Raw genomic sequence first — 17,079 nt, forward strand, 5'->3', positions numbered from 1 at the left:
TATAATGGTATAACTTTTCCCATAAATTATATAATAGTTTTTGTTTTATTTTTAAGATTTTTGATTTATTCTAATTATAAAAATCCCAAAACTATGAGAAATATTAACCAGATTGCTATTGTTTCGAGTATGCTAATCACCTTATTGAGCTGCTCTAGTGATAAAGATGTCGATGTAAATCCAGGCACCACTACCAATCCTGTTGAAGGAAATGCTGCCAATACAACTTATAAACCTGCTTTTGCAGGACAAACCAGAGTTAGCGGTGTGCAAACCAATACACCATATGAGGGAGTTGCTATTGCTACAGGGCTAAGCAGTCCATGGGGAATTAAAAGTCTTCCTGACGGAAGATTATTGATTACCGAAAAAACAGGAACGATGCGTATTGCTACAACAGCCGGAGTTTTGAGTACTCCAATTACAGGTATTCCTACTGTTAATGCTGCTAATCAGGGAGGTTTATTAGGTTTAACTATCGATCCTGATTTTACAACAAACAGAATGATTTACTGGGTATATGCCGAAGCGACAACAGGCGGAAATAATACCGCTGTAGCGAAAGGAAAACTTTCAGCCGATGAAAAAACCATCGAAGGAGCAACGGTAATTTACAGAGCAAAACCGGCCAATGCAAGTACGCTTCATTATGGCGGACGTATTCTTTTTGATAAATCTGGTTTTCTTGTAGTAAGTACCGGAGAACGTTCTGTATTAGAAACAAGACCATTGGCACAATCTGTTGCATCAGGTTTAGGAAAAGTAGTTCGATTAACAAAAGAAGGTCAGCCTGCAAGTGGAAATCCTACTTTTACAGGAACGGGAGCTTTACCTGAATTATATACTATCGGACACAGAAATCCGCAAGGTTTGGCACTTAATCCTAATACAGGAGAAATTTGGTTGTCAGAACATGGACCACGCGGAGGTGACGAAATCAATCGCCTTAAAGCGGGTTCAAATTACGGATGGCCAACAATTACGTACGGAATTGAATATAGCGGAGAAAAAGTAGGAGCAGGAATTCAGCAGCAAGATGGTTTAGAGCAACCAGTTTACTATTGGGATCCGGTAGTTTCACCAAGTGGAATGACGTTCTACACAGGAAATCGCGTTCCGGAGTGGCAAAATAACCTATTCATAGGCGCTTTAAGCGGAATGCACATTGTACGTCTTGCTATAAAAGACAATAAAGTGATTGGCGAAGAAAGACTTTTGGCTTCGGAAAACCAACGTTTTAGAGATGTAACACAAGGAAATGACGGTGCATTATACGCTGTTACAGATGCAGGAAAACTTTATAAAATTGATAAAAAATAAATTGAAGAAGAATATAGAGGAAAGAAAATAGAGTCAAGAGAATAGACTGTAGAATGATAAGATAATGGCGCTGTATGGCGCCATTTTTTTGTTATGGGTAAATGGTTAACTATATTTGGTATGGATTAAAGCAAAAAGAATTGAAGAATAAAATTACAACATACTCACTCGAGGATCATAAAAGTTTGTTTAATGCCGACAATAATAAAGACTACTTTTATATTCAGGCAAAAGGTCATCCCTATATAAGTGAACCTTACCGGGCAGAAAGTTATGCAATAGAATTTCTTCGAAAAGGGAGTATTGTAATGCAAACGAAACTAAAGAAAATGGTGATTCATGCTCCCGCAATACTCACGCTAGGCCCTTCGGTAATTAGAAGTTTTACAAAAGACAGTGACGAAATTTTAATCGATATTATTTTTTTCAAATCACCATTTTTTCTGCACAATCAGGCCAATGTGTTTTTTCTTTCACAATATGAGTTTTTCGACAATAGTGAAATGCATGTGTTTCATCTGGAGAAAAAAAACAAAGTTAAGTTTGAGCAAATTTTTAGTTTATTAAGACAATCCATCGAACATAATAATGACAATCAACCCTCTATTCTAAGAGCGTATCTTTATATTCTGATTTACGAATTAGATGCTATAAAGCAAACCAATATCAATGGTAGTAAGCAAAATCCCTTGTTCGAAAAATTCAAAGAAATGCTATCCAGAGATTTTTTAAGCCAAAGATCTGTTCAGTATTATGCCGATATTCTGAATGTAACACGCAAATATTTATCAGAAGTAATTAAAAATAATAGCGGTAAAACAGCCAGCGACTGGATCGAAGAAATTGTGATTTTAGAAGCCAAAATATTACTCCAAAACAAAGATTTAACAATCAATCAAATCAGCGATACCTTAAACTTCCCCAATCAATCCGGTTTTGGCAGATTCTTTAAAAAATGCGAAGGAATTTCACCCTTAGAATATCGCAGAAAGAAGGTGTAATTTATAATCTTGTATTTCAAATAATATTGTATCACCATAAAGTTTGTCATCTCGACCGAAGGGAGAGATCACACTCGTAAATCGACAAAGATTGGTGAGTTTCTTGGCGGAATTTCTAGCGCGATGTCTCCCTTCGGTCGAAATGACACAAAAAAATGGGTAAATAAACCCAACCGCCTTTTCGAACAAAATACAAGACATTTAGCTCTTTTCTAATCCATCAAATCATCTCAACTTTGCACTATCATAAAAAATAAAAGATATGTCAAAAATTGCAAAATTCGTAGTAATCATAAATGATAATGTAATCTGGATGCAAGAGAAAGCCCTGAAATTCTATTCGGATTTATTTGGAGCAAAGAAAGAAATCGGAGAGAAGTATGCAAGTGAAAACCTCTCAAGTCAGAAATTATTCAAAATACAGAATGATTTTTCGGTCGAAATGCTTATGGTTTATGAAGGCGAAAATCCGTTGTCTTTCATGAAACTGAATTCATCCCGACTTTCGAATCAAAATTTGGATGCCAATAAACCAATGGGAGTAGATCATATTGTTTACTTTAATCCAGAGGATATAACAGTACTTTTTAAACGTGCCGAAGAAGTGGCTTTGCAGAGAAAATACGATTTAATTTGGGCAAAAGCTTTTGAAATTAATACTGTACTAATAGAGACATTGAAGTCTTTGGGTTACGAAGAATTCAATTACGAAAGTGATACCACTCGCGACACCAATCAAAAACAGCTTTACTTTAAGAAATCAGTTTAAATTAATTCTAATAACTTCATCATTTGCAATAGCATATACAATATCGTTTTGCTGGGGTTTTAAAATATGTTTTCCTGTAAATTCACCAAAAGCGGCCAGAATCATTTGATTTTCTTTTTGAAAGAAACACGGTAATTTTAAAAATTGAGCGCCAAAACCACGCAGCATAATTCCGGGATGAATATGCCCCGAAAAATTAAAGAAACCTTCTTTTATGGTGGGATGATGCGTGAGTAAAAAGTCATCAATTTCAAGGGATTCTACAACCTCGATATTAAGTTTGAGATAATTTTTTTTATCAATTATATCGTGATTTCCGGCAATCAGGATAATGGTATTAGTGCAGCATTTTACCCATTCTTCGAATAAATCCCATTCGGTATTTTTAGAACTATGAAATAAATCGCCCAGAAAAATAATTTTTTCAGGTTTAAAGTTTTCCACGATATTGGTTAAACGTTTAAAATTTTCGGAAACCACATTATTGGGAATCGCCACGCCGTGTTTTCTGAAATGAGATACTTTCCCTAAATGCACATCAGAAATGAGAAGCAATTTTCTGGTTTCCCAAAATAAAGCCCCACTCGGATGCAATGTAAAGGTCTGATTTTGTATGGTAATCGTCATAAATATTTACTTCATATACGAAGCCGTCATTTTTTTAATTCGTTCTGCTAATGTCTCGCTGGATAATTTTTCACGTAATCTGTCTGTGATTAACGGAAAACTAAAAGGTGTTGGTTTCAAACACGATTTCCAGATGATTTCCTGATTGTTTATTCGTTCCAAAGCCATAATCAAACGACCTTCTTCCAGCTGATGTTCAAAGGTTTCGCGATATGCTTGCTGAAACAATAAGTTATCAGGTTCGTAATCCCTAAAAACTTCAAACAACAATTGAGAACCGCTTTGCAAATGTTTTGTTTTGACCATTTTACCCGGAAAACCAGTAAAAACCAAACCTGCAATGACAGCAATATCCCTGAATTTCCGTCTCGCCATTTCAGTCGCATTCAAACTTTTTTGCAAATCATGATGTACATATTCTGTCGAAAATAAATTGTTATCCAGAACATTCTGCATATCAATTTCCTGATCAGAAAGTAATTCGAATCCGTAATCATTATAAGCCAAAGAAAAACTAATAGGCAACAATAAACTAATTCTATAAGCCAGTAAACTTGCCAGGGCTTCATGTACAAAACGCCCTTCAAAAGGATAAAAAATAGCATGATAACCTTCTCTCGTTTTAAAAGTTTCAATCAAAAACTGATTATCTCCTGGAACGATAGATTCTTTTCTTTGTCTCGCGAATAAAGGTTGTAATGCCTTTAATTCAGGCGATAAATCATCGGTATTGGCACGATACAATTCTTGCCGCAACAATTCGCTCATTTGAGCCGAAAGCGCCATTCGGCCACCCATCCAGCTTACTACTTTAGATTTCTTTTTAGGATCAGCCTTTCGAACCAAAACCTGCATATTTCTTATTCGGAACAATTCGAGTTGTTTTCCTGCAAAGATAAAAGTATCGCCCGGTTTTAATTTTGAAACAAACCATTCCTCGATAGTCCCAATATAACCGCCGCTCATGAATTTTACGTTTACAACAGCATCGCCCACAATAGTTCCTATTTGCATTCGATGATGCATCGCAATTAATCTACTGTTGATTTTAAAACGTCCGTCTTCATCAACTTCTACTTTTTTATATTCATCATATGCTTGTAAACTTTGACTTCCGTTAGTGATGAAATTCAGTATCCAGTTCCAGTTTTCTTCTGTAATAGCCTGATAACAAAAAGTTCCTTTTACTTCTTTAAAAATTTCGTCAGGAAGAAATCCATCCGAAACTGCTAAAGTATTAAGGTATTGTACCAAAACGTCCCAACTGTTTAAATACGGAACACGATCTTCGATGACATTCTCTTCAACTGCTTTTTTTAGTGCCGAAGCTTCGATCAATTCGATAGCATGTGTTGCCAGAAAATAAATCACACTTTCTTTTCCCGGTTGGTGTCCGCTTCGTCCGGCTCTTTGCAAAAAACGCGCAACACCTTTTGGTCCGCCAACCTGAATAATAGTTTCTACAGGAGCAAAATCAACACCCAGATCCAGACTCGAGGTACAAACCACGACTTTTAGTTCTTCATCTCTAATAGCCTGTTCGACCCAAAGTCTTGTTTCGCGATTAATACTTCCGTGATGCATCGCCATTTCTCCGGCAAACTCAGGATATTTTTCGAGCAAACGCTGAAACCAGATTTCACAAGCCGACCGTACATTGGTAAAAATCAAAGTCGTTTTGCTTGCTTTTATAATTTTTGCGACTTCATCAATCAAATGCAAGCCCATGTGTCCACGCCAAGGATAGGTTTCCATTTTATCCGGAATAATCGAAATGACTTTTATTTTTTTATGAATCTGAGCCTTTACCAAAACCGAATTATGATACGCTTGTGAATCCACTCCCAATAGAACTTCCTGTGCTTGTTGCAGATTCCCAATCGTAGCAGAGATTCCCCAAATACGCATTTTGGGCGCAATCGCTTTGAGTCGGGACAAACCAAGTTCAGTTTGTACCCCACGTTTTGTACCTAATAATTCATGCCATTCGTCAATAACAATTGCGGTACAATTGCTAAAGATTTTATCGTAGCCTTTGGTGGCTAAAAGCAATTGCAAACTCTCTGGAGTCGTGACCAATAAATCAGGCATTTTCCCTTTTTGTTTGGCTCTCTCGCTGGCTGATGTGTCTCCGGAACGAATACCAATAGTCATTTTTGTTCCCAAATCATTAACCACTCTTTCCGCAGCTTGTTTGATTTCAACTGAAAGAGAACGCAAAGGTGTAATCCAGATTGCTTTAAGTCCAGGTGTATGTTTGGTTTTATAATTTGGATTGTCTTTTATGTAGTTCAAAACAATAGGGAGCCAGAGCGCGTAGGTTTTTCCGCTTCCGGTTGGAGCGTTGAGTAAGCCGTTTTTTCCTTGTAAAAAAGCAGTCCAGGTCTGAGTCTGAAACGCAAACGGTTTCCATCCCTGATTGTGAAACCAGTCATTTGCTACCGCAAAAAGTTGCTCTCTGTTCATTTATTATTTTTTTAAACCCTTATTTTTTTTATCATTAAGATATTAAGGTTCATTAAGTTTTACTGTGCGAAAGAAAATTAAGTAATCGGTTTTTAAATTAAGCCCCAGCGGGACGTCATATTTATAGAAATTTATAGATTTATTAGTAGGCCCCCATAGGGGTGACATATTATGCATCAACTAAAAAATTATATATCGCTCCTCTGGAGCTTTAAAATTATCCTATAAAAATCCGTGCCCAATCCGTGTTTTCGCTTGCGAATCGGTATCATCCGTGTGCCATTTACGGGTAATATAACAATCCTATAAAATCATACTCTTCAAATCTTCAATAGAATTGGCGTCATCGATTTTTTTATCATGTCGCCATCTCAAAATCCTCGGAAATCGTGTTGCAATGCCGCTTTTATGCCTTTTTGAAAGCGCAATTCCTTCAAAACCAATTTCGAAAACCAATTGAGGGGTTACACTTCGAACAGGACCAAATCGTTCCAGCGTATTCTTTTTAATCCAATCATCCACCATTCTAAATTCCGCATCTGTTAAACCGGAATAGGCTTTCGCAAATGTGACCAATTCACGTTTGTTATTTTCGTTATTTTGCCATAAGGCAAAAGTATAATCGGTAAATAAATTCGAACGTCGTCCGTGACCGCGCATGGCGTAGGTGAGGACGGCATCAATCACTAAAGGTTCAATTTTCCATTTCCACCAATCGCCTTTTTTTCTTCCTACGAGGTAAGGCGAATCTTTTCGTTTGATCATCAAACCCTCGCTTTTCATTTCGCGGGAACGCAATCTTTCTTCTGTCAATTCTTCCCAGGTTGAAAATTTCACCCTTTCTGAAAGTTGCAGCGGAATATCATGGTGTTTGATATCTTCATACAATTTCTCCAATACTATACGTCTTTCTTCAAAAGGAAGATTCCGAATATCCTGACCTTTCCATTCTAATAAATCGTAGGCTTTTATAATTACAGGGGATTTTTTAAGGATCGCAGCCGAAACTGTTTTTCGTCCAATTCGCGTTTGCAGATCATTAAAAGTTCCAATTTCGTTTTCTATGTACGGAAGAATTTCTCCGTCGATAACTGTTCCGTCAGGAATAATTCCGATGAAAGAAGCGAACTCAGGATATTTATCGGTTACCAATTCTTCTCCGCGGCTCCAGATAAAAATTTCATTATCACGAATAATAGTTTGAGACCGAATTCCGTCCCATTTGTGCTCCGCGCTCCAATCGTTAGGATCTCCAAGATTGCAGGGTTCGCCTTCGATAGGATAAGCCAGGTAAAACGGAAAAGGTTTCGATAAATAATCGCTGTTTTGTTCGTCTAAAATTAATTCCTGAAACGTAATTGTATTCGGATTCCAGTCGCCCATTAATTTATGTGCCAGGGAATCTTCATCAATGTTTTCGGCTTTAGAAAGTGCGCGGGTCATTAATTTTTGGCTTACGCCGATTCTGAAACTTCCGGTAATTAATTTAGTGAAAACAAAACGTTCATAATAATTGAGTGCCAGCCAGTTTTTGTGCAGATATTCTTTTTTTTCGATATCTGTTTTCTTTTTCAGGGCAATAATTTCCTGAAGATATTCGGTTAAACTTTTATCAGAATGTTCTTTTGTAGTGGGAATCACCAGTGCAATGGTTTCGGCAAGATCACCCACAATATGGTAACTTTCCTCAAACAGCCAAAGCGGAATATTAGCCAGTTCATTTGCCCATAATCGCAATAAAGTGGTATTTACAGGCCTTGGCGGACGACGATGCGAAAGAATGGCAATCGTCCAGACTTTATCTTCATTACTGGCATTGATGAAATATTTGGTCAAAGCATCCACTTTTACCGAAGTTTTATTAGAACTGTCAAGCGCTTTTATTAGTTCGGCAAAGTTTTTCATTTTTTCTTGTTTTTTTTAAAGAGAGGCAAGATGCAAGAGGCAAGATGCAAGAGACAAGATGCAAGAGACAAGAAACATTACTGAAGATTCAAGAGAGAAAACGAACGGATTAAAAGTATTCTCTTCCTTCTAGCTTCTTGGCTCTTTAATCTATTCTCTATATTCTTTATTCTATTTTCTCTGTCTCAATTTCTTCCTCAACATCTTTCTTAGAATCCATTTCCCCCAATTCTCCTTCATATTGTGTGTGAGCGGTTCTTGCATCGTAACCAATTTCCTGAAGGTATTTTGAGAATATATCCGAATATCCATGGGTGCAAATTACCTTTTCGGCTCCGGTGGCTTTAATGCTTTCGAGTAAACCTGTCCAGTCGCAATGATCGCTTAAAACAAAACCCCTGTCTACGGCACGTCGGCGTCTGGCACCGCGAAAAGTCATCCATCCGCTGGCAGAGCCTGTAACAAACGGAGTCATTTTTCTGATCCATGTCGAGCCGTGTGCACTTGGCGGAGCAAGGACAAGGCTACCCAGTAAATCTTCTTTTTTAGTTTCTGATGTTACTCTTATTGTGGCTGGAAAATCTACCAATGGGCGCAACACTTCGGTCATATTTTCGATCGCTCCATGGGTATATATTTTTCCGATATTAGGATCCAGGTATTTTAATAAACGTTGTGCTTTTCCTAGCGAATAGCCAAAGAGAACAGACGTTTTTCCTTCGGCACGATTTTCTGCCCACCAATTATTGATATCGGTCATGACTTCGGCCTGAGGAGTCCATTTAAAAGCAGGTAATCCAAACGTGCATTCGGTTATAAACGAATTGCATTTTACCACTTCGTATGGCACAGAGATCCCGTCGTCTTCGGTTTTATAATCTCCGGTAAAAACCCATACTTCGCCTTTGTATTCTACGCGTATTTGTGCAGAACCAATAACGTGGCCGGCAGGATGCAGCGAAAATTTTACACCATTTACGATAAACGTTTCGTTCCAGTTTTTTCCGGTAACCTTGATATCGCCCAAACGGTGTCTTATGATAGGCACATTGTCATAATGTGTAATGTAATTTTTGTGTCCCCAACGCGCATGATCAGCATGTCCGTGTGTAATGATGGCGTTGGTAACCGGACGCCACGGATCGAGGTAGACATCGGCCTGCTGGCAATATATTCCTTTGTCATTGAAAGCTAATAGTGGGACTTTCATAACCTGATTAAGCTATTTGAGCAATTCTTGCACTTTTATACAAGGGATAGGTATGCATAAAATCAGATACGCCATCTTTCATAGTCTCGAAAGATTTTCCGTAAAAATACAATGCAGTAGTAGCATTTCCTTTCCAATGTCTTTCCTGAGACGTACTGGTTAATTTCGAAATTTCTGACTGTACGAAATCAACATTATAATCTTCGTGATTTTTTTCGTGATTATTTTCTCCATCAAAATAAATGGCGATTCCTTCATTTTTACCAAACGGAATTTCCTGATGTGTTTTTTCGATTATAATTTTTGATCCTTTTGGAGCGCCGCAAATTTCGACAAAATTGATTATGTCGTTTAAAACTGCTGTGCTAATCTCATTTTTATGAAATTTTACATGAATATCACAAAAGATGATTTCTCCGGGCTCTTCTTTAAGTATTCCGCCACCGGAAATTTCACCATAATTATTGTCCGTCAAGAAATCATGTAAAGGCAACATATAAAGGTTTCTTCGGTCTAATGGTGAGACTTTATCATTAATCTGAATTACAATATCGTACGGATTTTGAATAGATTCGTCGCTTTCGAATAAATTGGATATAAATTGTAGTAACATAGCAATTAAGGTGTTAGTGATAAAATAATATACTCAAAGTTACAAACTGAGGTGAGTTGAGATTTTATACTTTTTTCCGTAAATGTTACATGATTTCTAATGGGAATAGAGAATAAAGAATATATAGTATCGAATTATACTTTGCAACCTGCTAATGATTTAAACACAAGGATGTAAGGAATTTTAGTTTTATACAAAATAGTCACAATCATTGTCATTCCGAGGAACGAGGAATCTTCGAAAGTAACTCCGTTTCAGCAAGTCAATCTTTGTCGAGCTTCTGACGGGGATTTCTCTCCCGAAACTTCGGGATCGAAATGACAAAAATGCGCAGGGCAATGACAAACTTTGTGATAAAACAATATTATAAAAATGATTGCTCTAGCCCCGATAGAATTGGAAATCCTTTTGTAGTGGTGTTCGCTACAAAAGATTGTAACGGATTGCTTCGCCAGTTCGTATTTTCAGGCTCGGGTGCGGGGATTAACTCCTGAAGAATATTCTAATAAAAACAATTACAATATACCATCAAGGGTACTAACCAGTTCTTGAAAATTATTAGGCTTTGTAAATATTTGTACCGAACTAAATTCGTTCGTTAGCTTTTTTAAAGTTTCATGTGAATGCGATGAATACACCACCACCTGAATTTTACTAAGTTCAGGAATGTTTCTTAGTTCCTGTATAAATTCGGCTCCGCTTAGATAAGGCATTTGCATATCCAGAAATATAAAGTCAGGTAAAACTGTTGCTGCTTTTAGATTATTTAATGCTTCGAGAGAATTATTGGAGATTGTAGTGAGTATATTTTTGTTTAATGAAGCAATCGCAGCGATAAAAAGTTCGCAGTCATCTTCGTCATCATCTACTAATAAAATTACTGTATTTTTCATTCCATGAAATTATTTTAAAATCCGGACTTGAAGGTTATATAATTTTCGAGTGATGTTACATAATATGAATGTTAATCTTCAACAAGACAAATCTCAAAAGTAGTTTTACTCTCTTCGTTATTATGCGAGATATAACCACCATGGGCTTCGATAATATTTTTAGATAACGTCAGGCCAATTCCTGCGCCTTCTTGTCTTGTGGTAAAGAAAGGCAGGAATATTTTGTTTTCTATTTCTTTTTCTATTCCGTTTCCGGTGTCGGTTATTTTAATGAAGATTCGGTTTTCTTTGGCTTCCGCCGAAATTATAATCTGCTTTTGTGAAGCATCTTTTAGCGCATAAAAACTATTGGTTAGCAGATTAATTAATACCTGTTCTATTTGTTGAGAATCTACGTTTATGAATCGTTTGAAAGTAATATGGTTAACGACTTCTATATTTTTTTCTTTAAACAAAGGATTCATAACCTGAAGGCAGTTATCGATCAAATGCTGCAGTTCTATTTTTTCTTTTTTAGGAGAAGGCAGCATGGCGAGTTTTCGATAGCCTTCGACAAACTTTTGCAAATGGTCACTTCGCCTTAACATAGTGCTTACGCTGTTTTTTACATCTTCAAGATCTTCATCTGACATTGAATCCTGCTCAACCAAATCCTGTAAATTCTGGCAAATAGAACGAATAGGGGTAATGGAGTTTAAGAGTTCATGCGAGATTACTTTCATCAAATTGACCCAGGCTTCTTTCTCTTTTTTCTCTACCACATTCTGGATTGAGTCTAATAAAACAATAAAATAATCCAATTCGAAAATCTCGGTTCTCGAAGCCTGCAAAACAAAGGTTTGATTGCTTTGTCCATTAACACTAATTTCTATAGATGTTTTTATTTCCTGAAAATTATCTTGTTCGATAATCTCGCATAAGGCTGGTAATTGGTTTTTAAGGTATTTCCATTTGGATACTTTTGGAACATTAAAATGTGTCGAAAAGTAGTTATTCATTAAAAAAATATTCCAATCGTTATCCTGCTTTTGCAGAATTATAATTCCGGTTTCAATATTGTTAAGAATAGAGCGGTAAATAATATCTTTCGAAATCTGCTCATTTTCTTTGGCTTTCAATGAGCTGTACAAACGAAATAGATCTGTATAATTATCATTTAATTTATGTTTTGAAAAATCGGAACTAAAATCATTTTGTAAAATTGAAGCGATTGTTTTATTGTAAATCAAAACAAAATTGCGAACATAAAAATACATTTCCCTGATTAACAGAAAAACAATAAAAAGTCCGAATACGCCTGTAAACAAAAGTTCTTTTTTAAAGAAGAAAATAGAAACTTCGATCGCTGCGACAATTATAATTAATCTCAGAAATAGTAGTTTGTATGTTTGTAAGGATCGTAACATATTTTAAGAATTAAAAATTGAGAATTCAGAACTAAAAGTTTTTGACATTATAATTTTTCTCTTTGACATGTGATTAAAAGTCATCGGTTTTAATGTTAATATTATATTTTTCTAAACGGCGGTACAAAGAACCTCTTGATAATCCCAATTCTTCGGCAGTTTTGCTGATATTGTTATTGTTTTTAAGTAATGCTTTTTCAACCGCAGCTTTTTCTACAGAGGAAAGCTGAATATCATCGTGATTTTCTTCGTAAGCTGTTATGGTTTCGAGATCTAAATCAGCAAGCGTAATTTTATTGTTCTCACACAGAATTACGGCGCGTTCGATCTTATTTTCCATTTCTCGGATGTTTCCGTTCCAGGCGTGTTTTTCGATTTGTTGCGTCACTTTTTTATCAAAAGTAATTTCGTCCCTGCCGTATTTTCCGATCATTTTACCTAATAAATAGTCGGCTAACGGGATTTTATCTTCGTTACGTTCTCTTAACGGGGGCAAAATAATTTCCATGGTATTAATACGATAATACAAATCTTCCCTGAAATTTTTTTCTGCAACTTCTAATTTCAGGTTTAAATTGGTTGCTGTAATAATACGCACATTTAAAGGCCTTGCTTTTGTTTCGCCTAATCTCGTTACAGTTTTGGTTTGTATAACCTGCAGCAATTTAGATTGCAAATGCAGCGGAACATTACCAATTTCATCCAGAAAAATAGTGCCGTTTTGCGCCATTTCAAAACGTCCTGGCGTATCAACTTTGGCATCGGTAAAAGCGCCTTTTGCATAACCGAATAATTCACTTTCGAAAATATTAGAGTTTAAAGATCCCAAATCAACAGCAATAAAAGGATTGTTTTTTCTTTGGGATTGTTTGTAGATATGATGTGCCAGAACAAATTTCCCTGTTCCGTTTTCACCCAGAATCAGAACATTAGCATCGGTTTTAGCTACTTTATCGGCAAGGGAATACGCTTTTGTTATAATCTCTGAAGTTCCAATAAAAAAGTCATTTTCAATTTCGATATTTTTTTCCTTCTTCTGTTCTTTGCGCGATTTGTCAACGGCTTGTTTTACAGATTCCAGAAGTTTTTTATTTTCCCAGGGTTTTAAGATATAATCAAAAGCACCATTTTTTAAACCTTCAACCGCCGTTTCGACTTTACCAAAAGCCGTCATTAAAATCACAACAGTTTTGGGCGAAAGTGTTTTTATTTCTTTCAATAAATACAAACCTTCTCTTCCGTCTTCAAAACCTATTCGATAATTCATGTCGAGCAAAACGACATCAATGCTTTTTTTCGACAACAATTCGACAATATTTTTTGGATTATTAAGGGTATAAATGTCTTCAAAATACTTTTTCAGGTACACTTTCGACGCAAAAAGGATGTCTTCCTGATCGTCTATGATTAAAATTGAGGCATTTGTCTTTTTCATTGTTGTTCGGTTTTGGACGAAAGCTGTCCAATTATGGACACTTTGTATTGCTGTAAAAAAATAATAATTTAGAAATTAGATAGTTGCAAATCTTAAATTTTTGGCATGAAAATCACAATTAGATTATCAAATCATCAAGTATGAGAATCAATATTGCTGGTAAATGTAACAAAAATAGATATTTATAGATTATCTTATCAATTATCTTAATTTAGGATCTGTTTTTTACTTCGGCAATAAAATTCTCAGTAAGAAAAACAAACATCAAAAATCAAATTAGTTATGATTAAAATTAAAAAGCTTTCTAAAATTTTTAGAACCGAAGAAGTAGAAACAAATGCCTTAAGCGAAATTTCATTAACTATAAACCAGGGTGATTTTGTATCGATCATGGGGCCTTCGGGAAGTGGAAAATCAACTTTATTGAATATCATAGGATTATTAGACAGTGCTTCTGGAGGAAGTTATGAATTGCTAGGCCAGGAAATGATTGGCCTGAAAGAGAAATTCAAATCGAAAGCCAGAAAAGAAAACATTGGTTTTATATTTCAGAATTTTAATTTAATTGACGAATTATCTGTTTTTGATAATATCGAATTGCCATTGATTTACAATAATGTTCCGTCATCAGAAAGAAAGAAAAAAGTAGAGGAAATCTCGAAGATATTAGGTATTTCGCATCGTTTGAAACATTATCCGCAGCAACTTTCAGGAGGTCAGCAACAACGTGTAGCGGTTGCAAGAGCTTTAATCAATGATCCGGCGATTATTCTTGCCGATGAGCCTACAGGAAATCTGGACAGTAAAAACGGAAATGAAGTAATGGAATTATTAACAGATCTTCATGCCAGCGGAGCGACAATCCTGATGGTAACACATTCTGATTATGACGCTTCGTTTTCTCAAAGAACTATTTTAATGAAAGACGGAGTGATTCTTTCGGAGAAAATGAACCATAGAAATGTAGATGTTTTGGTAACTAATTCAATAAACTAAATCATGCTAAAAAACTGGATCAACATATTTATTTATCATATCAAAAACAATAAGGTTTTTACAGCCCTGAATGTTTTAGGATTGAGTATTGGAATTGCAGGTTTAATTTTTGCAATTTTGTATTGGAACGACGAACAGAGTTATGACCAATGGAATCCCAATAAAGACAATATATTTTTGGTTGCCAATCAAATGGATGCGACTACCTATTGGGCTTCGAGTTCAGCACCTATAGGATCTACTATAAAAGATGCAAGCCCTGAAGTAGCATCTTACTGTTATTTAAGCGGTAACTATAATAATGATATTATTCGCTTTAGTAATAAAAAAGTGCAGTCTGATAGGATAATTGCAGCACAAAAAAACTTCTTTGATTATTTCCCTTATCAATTTATAGAAGGAAGTGCAAAAAATGCATTACCTGATCTCAACAGTATTTGTTTGTCGCAAGATTTGGCTGTTCAGCTTTTTGGAAATGAAACTGCTTTAGGCAAACAAATCGTGTTGCAGGGTAAAAAACTAATTGTAAGAGGTGTTTATAAACTTGATAAAAAATCAATTTGTAATCCTTCGTGCGTAGTTAATTTTATAGATGCAAGAATAAAAGAGACCATTCAGCAATGGGGTAATTTTCAATTTGTTCTGTTATTAAAATTAAAAAATCCTAATGGACAGCAACAAGTGATTCAAAATCTTGAAAAAATATATTTTGAAAACATGACAGCTCGTTTTGCAAAAGATCAGGGCATTAAACCAGAAGAATTTATTAAAAAATATGGTCAGATAAAACCAGGTTTAGAGTCATTGGCATCTATTCGATTACATACCAAAACCGGTGGAGTGATAGAAGCAAACGGTAATCTTCAATTTTTGCTTATCATGGTTGGCTTATCTGTTTTAATTCTAATTCTATCCATTGTAAATTATGTTAACTCAGCTACGGCAAATGCAGTAAAGAGAGCAAAAGAAGTTGGAGTTCGCAAAATTATAGGCGCTTCTAAATTTTCCATTATTCAACAATTTATTTTTGAAACCGCTATCATTTCGTTGCTTTCAATTTTAATAGCATTGGTTATTGTCGAAGTCTCTTTACCGTACTATAATGTTTTTTTGGAAAAAACACTTGTATTACAAAGCGGACAGTTTTATATCCAGCTTGTTGCTATATTTTTTATAACCGTAATATTGGCGGGGATACTTCCTGCAGTTTATGTTTCTAATTTTGAATCACTAAAAGTATTAAAAGGAAACTTTGGTAGAAGTAAAAGCGGTATCTGGCTTAGAAACGGTATGCTTATTTTTCAATTTGCTGTAGCTGCTTTCTTTATTGTTGGATCTTATATTGTGTATGAGCAAATAGAGCTTATGAACTCAAAAGATTTAGGGTTTAGCGGAAAACAAATTCTCAATATCTCCTACAGAAATATTTACGGCGAAGCAATAACGGATAAAGATCAATTTGCCCGATACAACATTATTAAAAGCCAATTGCAGCATATAAAAGGAGTACAGCAAGTTGCAGGAGGTGGTTTTGTTTTTGGAAATGGGGCAAAATCTGTAATATCATATCATTATAAGGATAAAAATATTGACGGAAACAATGTACCAATAGATTTTGGACTGTTGGAAATGATGAAAATAAAAATCATAAAAGGGCGCTATTTGAGTCCAAAATTTGCACAGGATACTGTTGCTTCGATGCTCATTAATGAAACTGCCTTAAAACTATTAAATGAAAAAAATCCAATAGGCAAAAAATTGCATTGGAATGGACAAGATGCTATTATTGTTGGGATTGTAAAAGATTTTAATATAGGAAATCCGGGAGAACCAATACCTCCAATGTCTTTTTTCCATTTTAAAACCGTTCCTTGGTTTTCTGGACTTTTGAACAATATTTACATTACAGCCGATCCTAAAACCATGCAGCAAACCATAGCTGATATAGAAAATCTCTGGACAAAAAAAGTAGATACAGAATATCCGTTTTCATATGATTTCGTAGATAAAGAATATAAAAAGTCTTACAGCAGTTATGTAAAACAAAAGAATCTCTTTTCTTTATTGAATGTTGTTGTTATCGTAATTGCACTTTTCGGGTTATTTGCTCTCGCTTCATATTCTATCGAAAGACGCATGAAAGAAATCGCCATTCGAAAAACACTGGGAGCCGAAACAAATGTTTTATTAAAAGAACTTTGCAGGCAATATCTAATCTTTAGTATCATAGGATTTTTAATAGCGTTATTTCCAGCCTACTATTTACTAAATAAATGGTTAGAGAATTTTGCTTACAGGATTACTATTTCTGTTTATCCTTTTATCATTGGGTTTACTGCCTTATTAGCATTAACATTATTAGTGGTACTTACAAGAGCCTATCAAGCAACCAAAATTGATGTTTTGAAATACCTTAAATACGAATAAAGCATAAAATT

Annotated in this window: 13 protein-coding genes; 5 read left to right on the top strand and 8 right to left on the bottom strand. The window is 35.4% G+C overall.

Annotation, left to right across the window (positions count from 1 at the left end; genetic code table 11):
- The first annotated feature begins 93 nt into the window (after nt 1–93).
- The 3 genes from GIY83_RS06420 to GIY83_RS06430 all read left to right on the top strand — a co-directional run bounded on the left by GIY83_RS06420 (nt 94) and on the right by GIY83_RS06430 (nt 3,090).
- A complete protein-coding gene (locus GIY83_RS06420) occupies nt 94–1,320 on the top strand; it encodes a PQQ-dependent sugar dehydrogenase (RefSeq protein WP_194616133.1) in 1,227 nt (408 codons plus the stop codon).
- Between the two features lie 140 nt (nt 1,321–1,460).
- Nucleotides 1,461–2,321 (top strand): AraC family transcriptional regulator, encoded by an 861-nt coding sequence (locus GIY83_RS06425; protein WP_194616132.1) that lies wholly within the window; start codon nt 1,461–1,463, stop codon nt 2,319–2,321.
- A 262-nt stretch (nt 2,322–2,583) separates the two neighbouring features.
- Entirely contained in the window at nt 2,584–3,090 is a 507-nt protein-coding gene (locus GIY83_RS06430; RefSeq protein ID WP_208685837.1) for a hypothetical protein, read from the top strand.
- Here GIY83_RS06430 and pdeM read toward each other — a convergent pair.
- The 8 genes from pdeM to GIY83_RS06470 form a co-directional block, all read right to left on the bottom strand.
- Nucleotides 3,082–3,717, bottom strand: a complete 636-nt coding sequence (pdeM, locus tag GIY83_RS06435) for a ligase-associated DNA damage response endonuclease PdeM (RefSeq protein WP_194616130.1) — start codon at nt 3,715–3,717, stop codon at nt 3,082–3,084. The genes GIY83_RS06430 and pdeM overlap by 9 nt on opposite strands.
- Nucleotides 3,718–3,723: 6 nt before the next feature.
- Entirely contained in the window at nt 3,724–6,183 is a 2,460-nt protein-coding gene (locus GIY83_RS06440) for a ligase-associated DNA damage response DEXH box helicase (protein ID WP_208685839.1), read from the bottom strand.
- Between the two features lie 303 nt (nt 6,184–6,486).
- Nucleotides 6,487–8,088, bottom strand: a complete 1,602-nt coding sequence (locus tag GIY83_RS06445) for an ATP-dependent DNA ligase (protein WP_208685841.1) — start codon at nt 8,086–8,088, stop codon at nt 6,487–6,489.
- A gap of 166 nt (nt 8,089–8,254) precedes the next feature.
- The gene (locus GIY83_RS06450; protein ID WP_208685843.1) at nt 8,255–9,298 is read right to left on the bottom strand and encodes a ligase-associated DNA damage response exonuclease; all 1,044 of its coding nucleotides are present in this window, start codon (nt 9,296–9,298) and stop codon (nt 8,255–8,257) included.
- A gap of 7 nt (nt 9,299–9,305) precedes the next feature.
- Complete coding sequence (locus tag GIY83_RS06455) at nt 9,306–9,911, bottom strand: hypothetical protein (RefSeq protein ID WP_208685846.1); 606 nt, start codon at nt 9,909–9,911, stop codon at nt 9,306–9,308.
- Nucleotides 9,912–10,426: 515 nt separating this feature from the next.
- Complete coding sequence (locus GIY83_RS06460) at nt 10,427–10,804, bottom strand: response regulator (RefSeq protein WP_194616125.1); 378 nt, start codon at nt 10,802–10,804, stop codon at nt 10,427–10,429.
- A 71-nt stretch (nt 10,805–10,875) separates the two neighbouring features.
- The gene (locus GIY83_RS06465; protein WP_208685848.1) at nt 10,876–12,210 is read right to left on the bottom strand and encodes a PAS domain-containing sensor histidine kinase; all 1,335 of its coding nucleotides are present in this window, start codon (nt 12,208–12,210) and stop codon (nt 10,876–10,878) included.
- A gap of 73 nt (nt 12,211–12,283) precedes the next feature.
- Nucleotides 12,284–13,645, bottom strand: coding sequence for a sigma-54 dependent transcriptional regulator (locus GIY83_RS06470; RefSeq protein WP_208685856.1), 1,362 nt, complete (start codon nt 13,643–13,645; stop codon nt 12,284–12,286).
- Nucleotides 13,646–13,927: 282 nt separating this feature from the next.
- On the opposite strand from GIY83_RS06470, the gene GIY83_RS06475 reads away from it, so the two are divergent.
- Nucleotides 13,928–14,641, top strand: a complete 714-nt coding sequence (locus GIY83_RS06475) for an ABC transporter ATP-binding protein (protein ID WP_194616122.1) — start codon at nt 13,928–13,930, stop codon at nt 14,639–14,641.
- A 3-nt stretch (nt 14,642–14,644) separates the two neighbouring features.
- Nucleotides 14,645–17,068 (top strand): ABC transporter permease, encoded by a 2,424-nt coding sequence (locus tag GIY83_RS06480; RefSeq protein WP_194616121.1) that lies wholly within the window; start codon nt 14,645–14,647, stop codon nt 17,066–17,068.
- Nucleotides 17,069–17,079 lie beyond the last annotated feature (11 nt).

This window comes from Flavobacterium sp. SLB02, assembly GCF_009664855.1.
Taxonomy (GTDB): Bacteria; Bacteroidota; Bacteroidia; order Flavobacteriales; family Flavobacteriaceae; genus Flavobacterium.

Coding starts and splice junctions, on each gene's coding strand:
- GIY83_RS06460 (WP_194616125.1), bottom strand. CDS start 10,804: ATGAAAAATACAGTAATTTTATTAGTAGATGATGACGAAGATGACTGC.
- GIY83_RS06445 (WP_208685841.1), bottom strand. CDS start 8,088: ATGAAAAACTTTGCCGAACTAATAAAAGCGCTTGACAGTTCTAATAAA.
- pdeM (WP_194616130.1), bottom strand. CDS start 3,717: ATGACGATTACCATACAAAATCAGACCTTTACATTGCATCCGAGTGGG.
- GIY83_RS06480 (WP_194616121.1), top strand. CDS start 14,645: ATGCTAAAAAACTGGATCAACATATTTATTTATCATATCAAAAACAAT.
- GIY83_RS06465 (WP_208685848.1), bottom strand. CDS start 12,210: ATGTTACGATCCTTACAAACATACAAACTACTATTTCTGAGATTAATT.
- GIY83_RS06440 (WP_208685839.1), bottom strand. CDS start 6,183: ATGAACAGAGAGCAACTTTTTGCGGTAGCAAATGACTGGTTTCACAAT.
- GIY83_RS06455 (WP_208685846.1), bottom strand. CDS start 9,911: ATGTTACTACAATTTATATCCAATTTATTCGAAAGCGACGAATCTATT.
- GIY83_RS06430 (WP_208685837.1), top strand. CDS start 2,584: ATGTCAAAAATTGCAAAATTCGTAGTAATCATAAATGATAATGTAATC.
- GIY83_RS06420 (WP_194616133.1), top strand. CDS start 94: ATGAGAAATATTAACCAGATTGCTATTGTTTCGAGTATGCTAATCACC.
- GIY83_RS06475 (WP_194616122.1), top strand. CDS start 13,928: ATGATTAAAATTAAAAAGCTTTCTAAAATTTTTAGAACCGAAGAAGTA.
- GIY83_RS06470 (WP_208685856.1), bottom strand. CDS start 13,645: ATGAAAAAGACAAATGCCTCAATTTTAATCATAGACGATCAGGAAGAC.
- GIY83_RS06450 (WP_208685843.1), bottom strand. CDS start 9,298: ATGAAAGTCCCACTATTAGCTTTCAATGACAAAGGAATATATTGCCAG.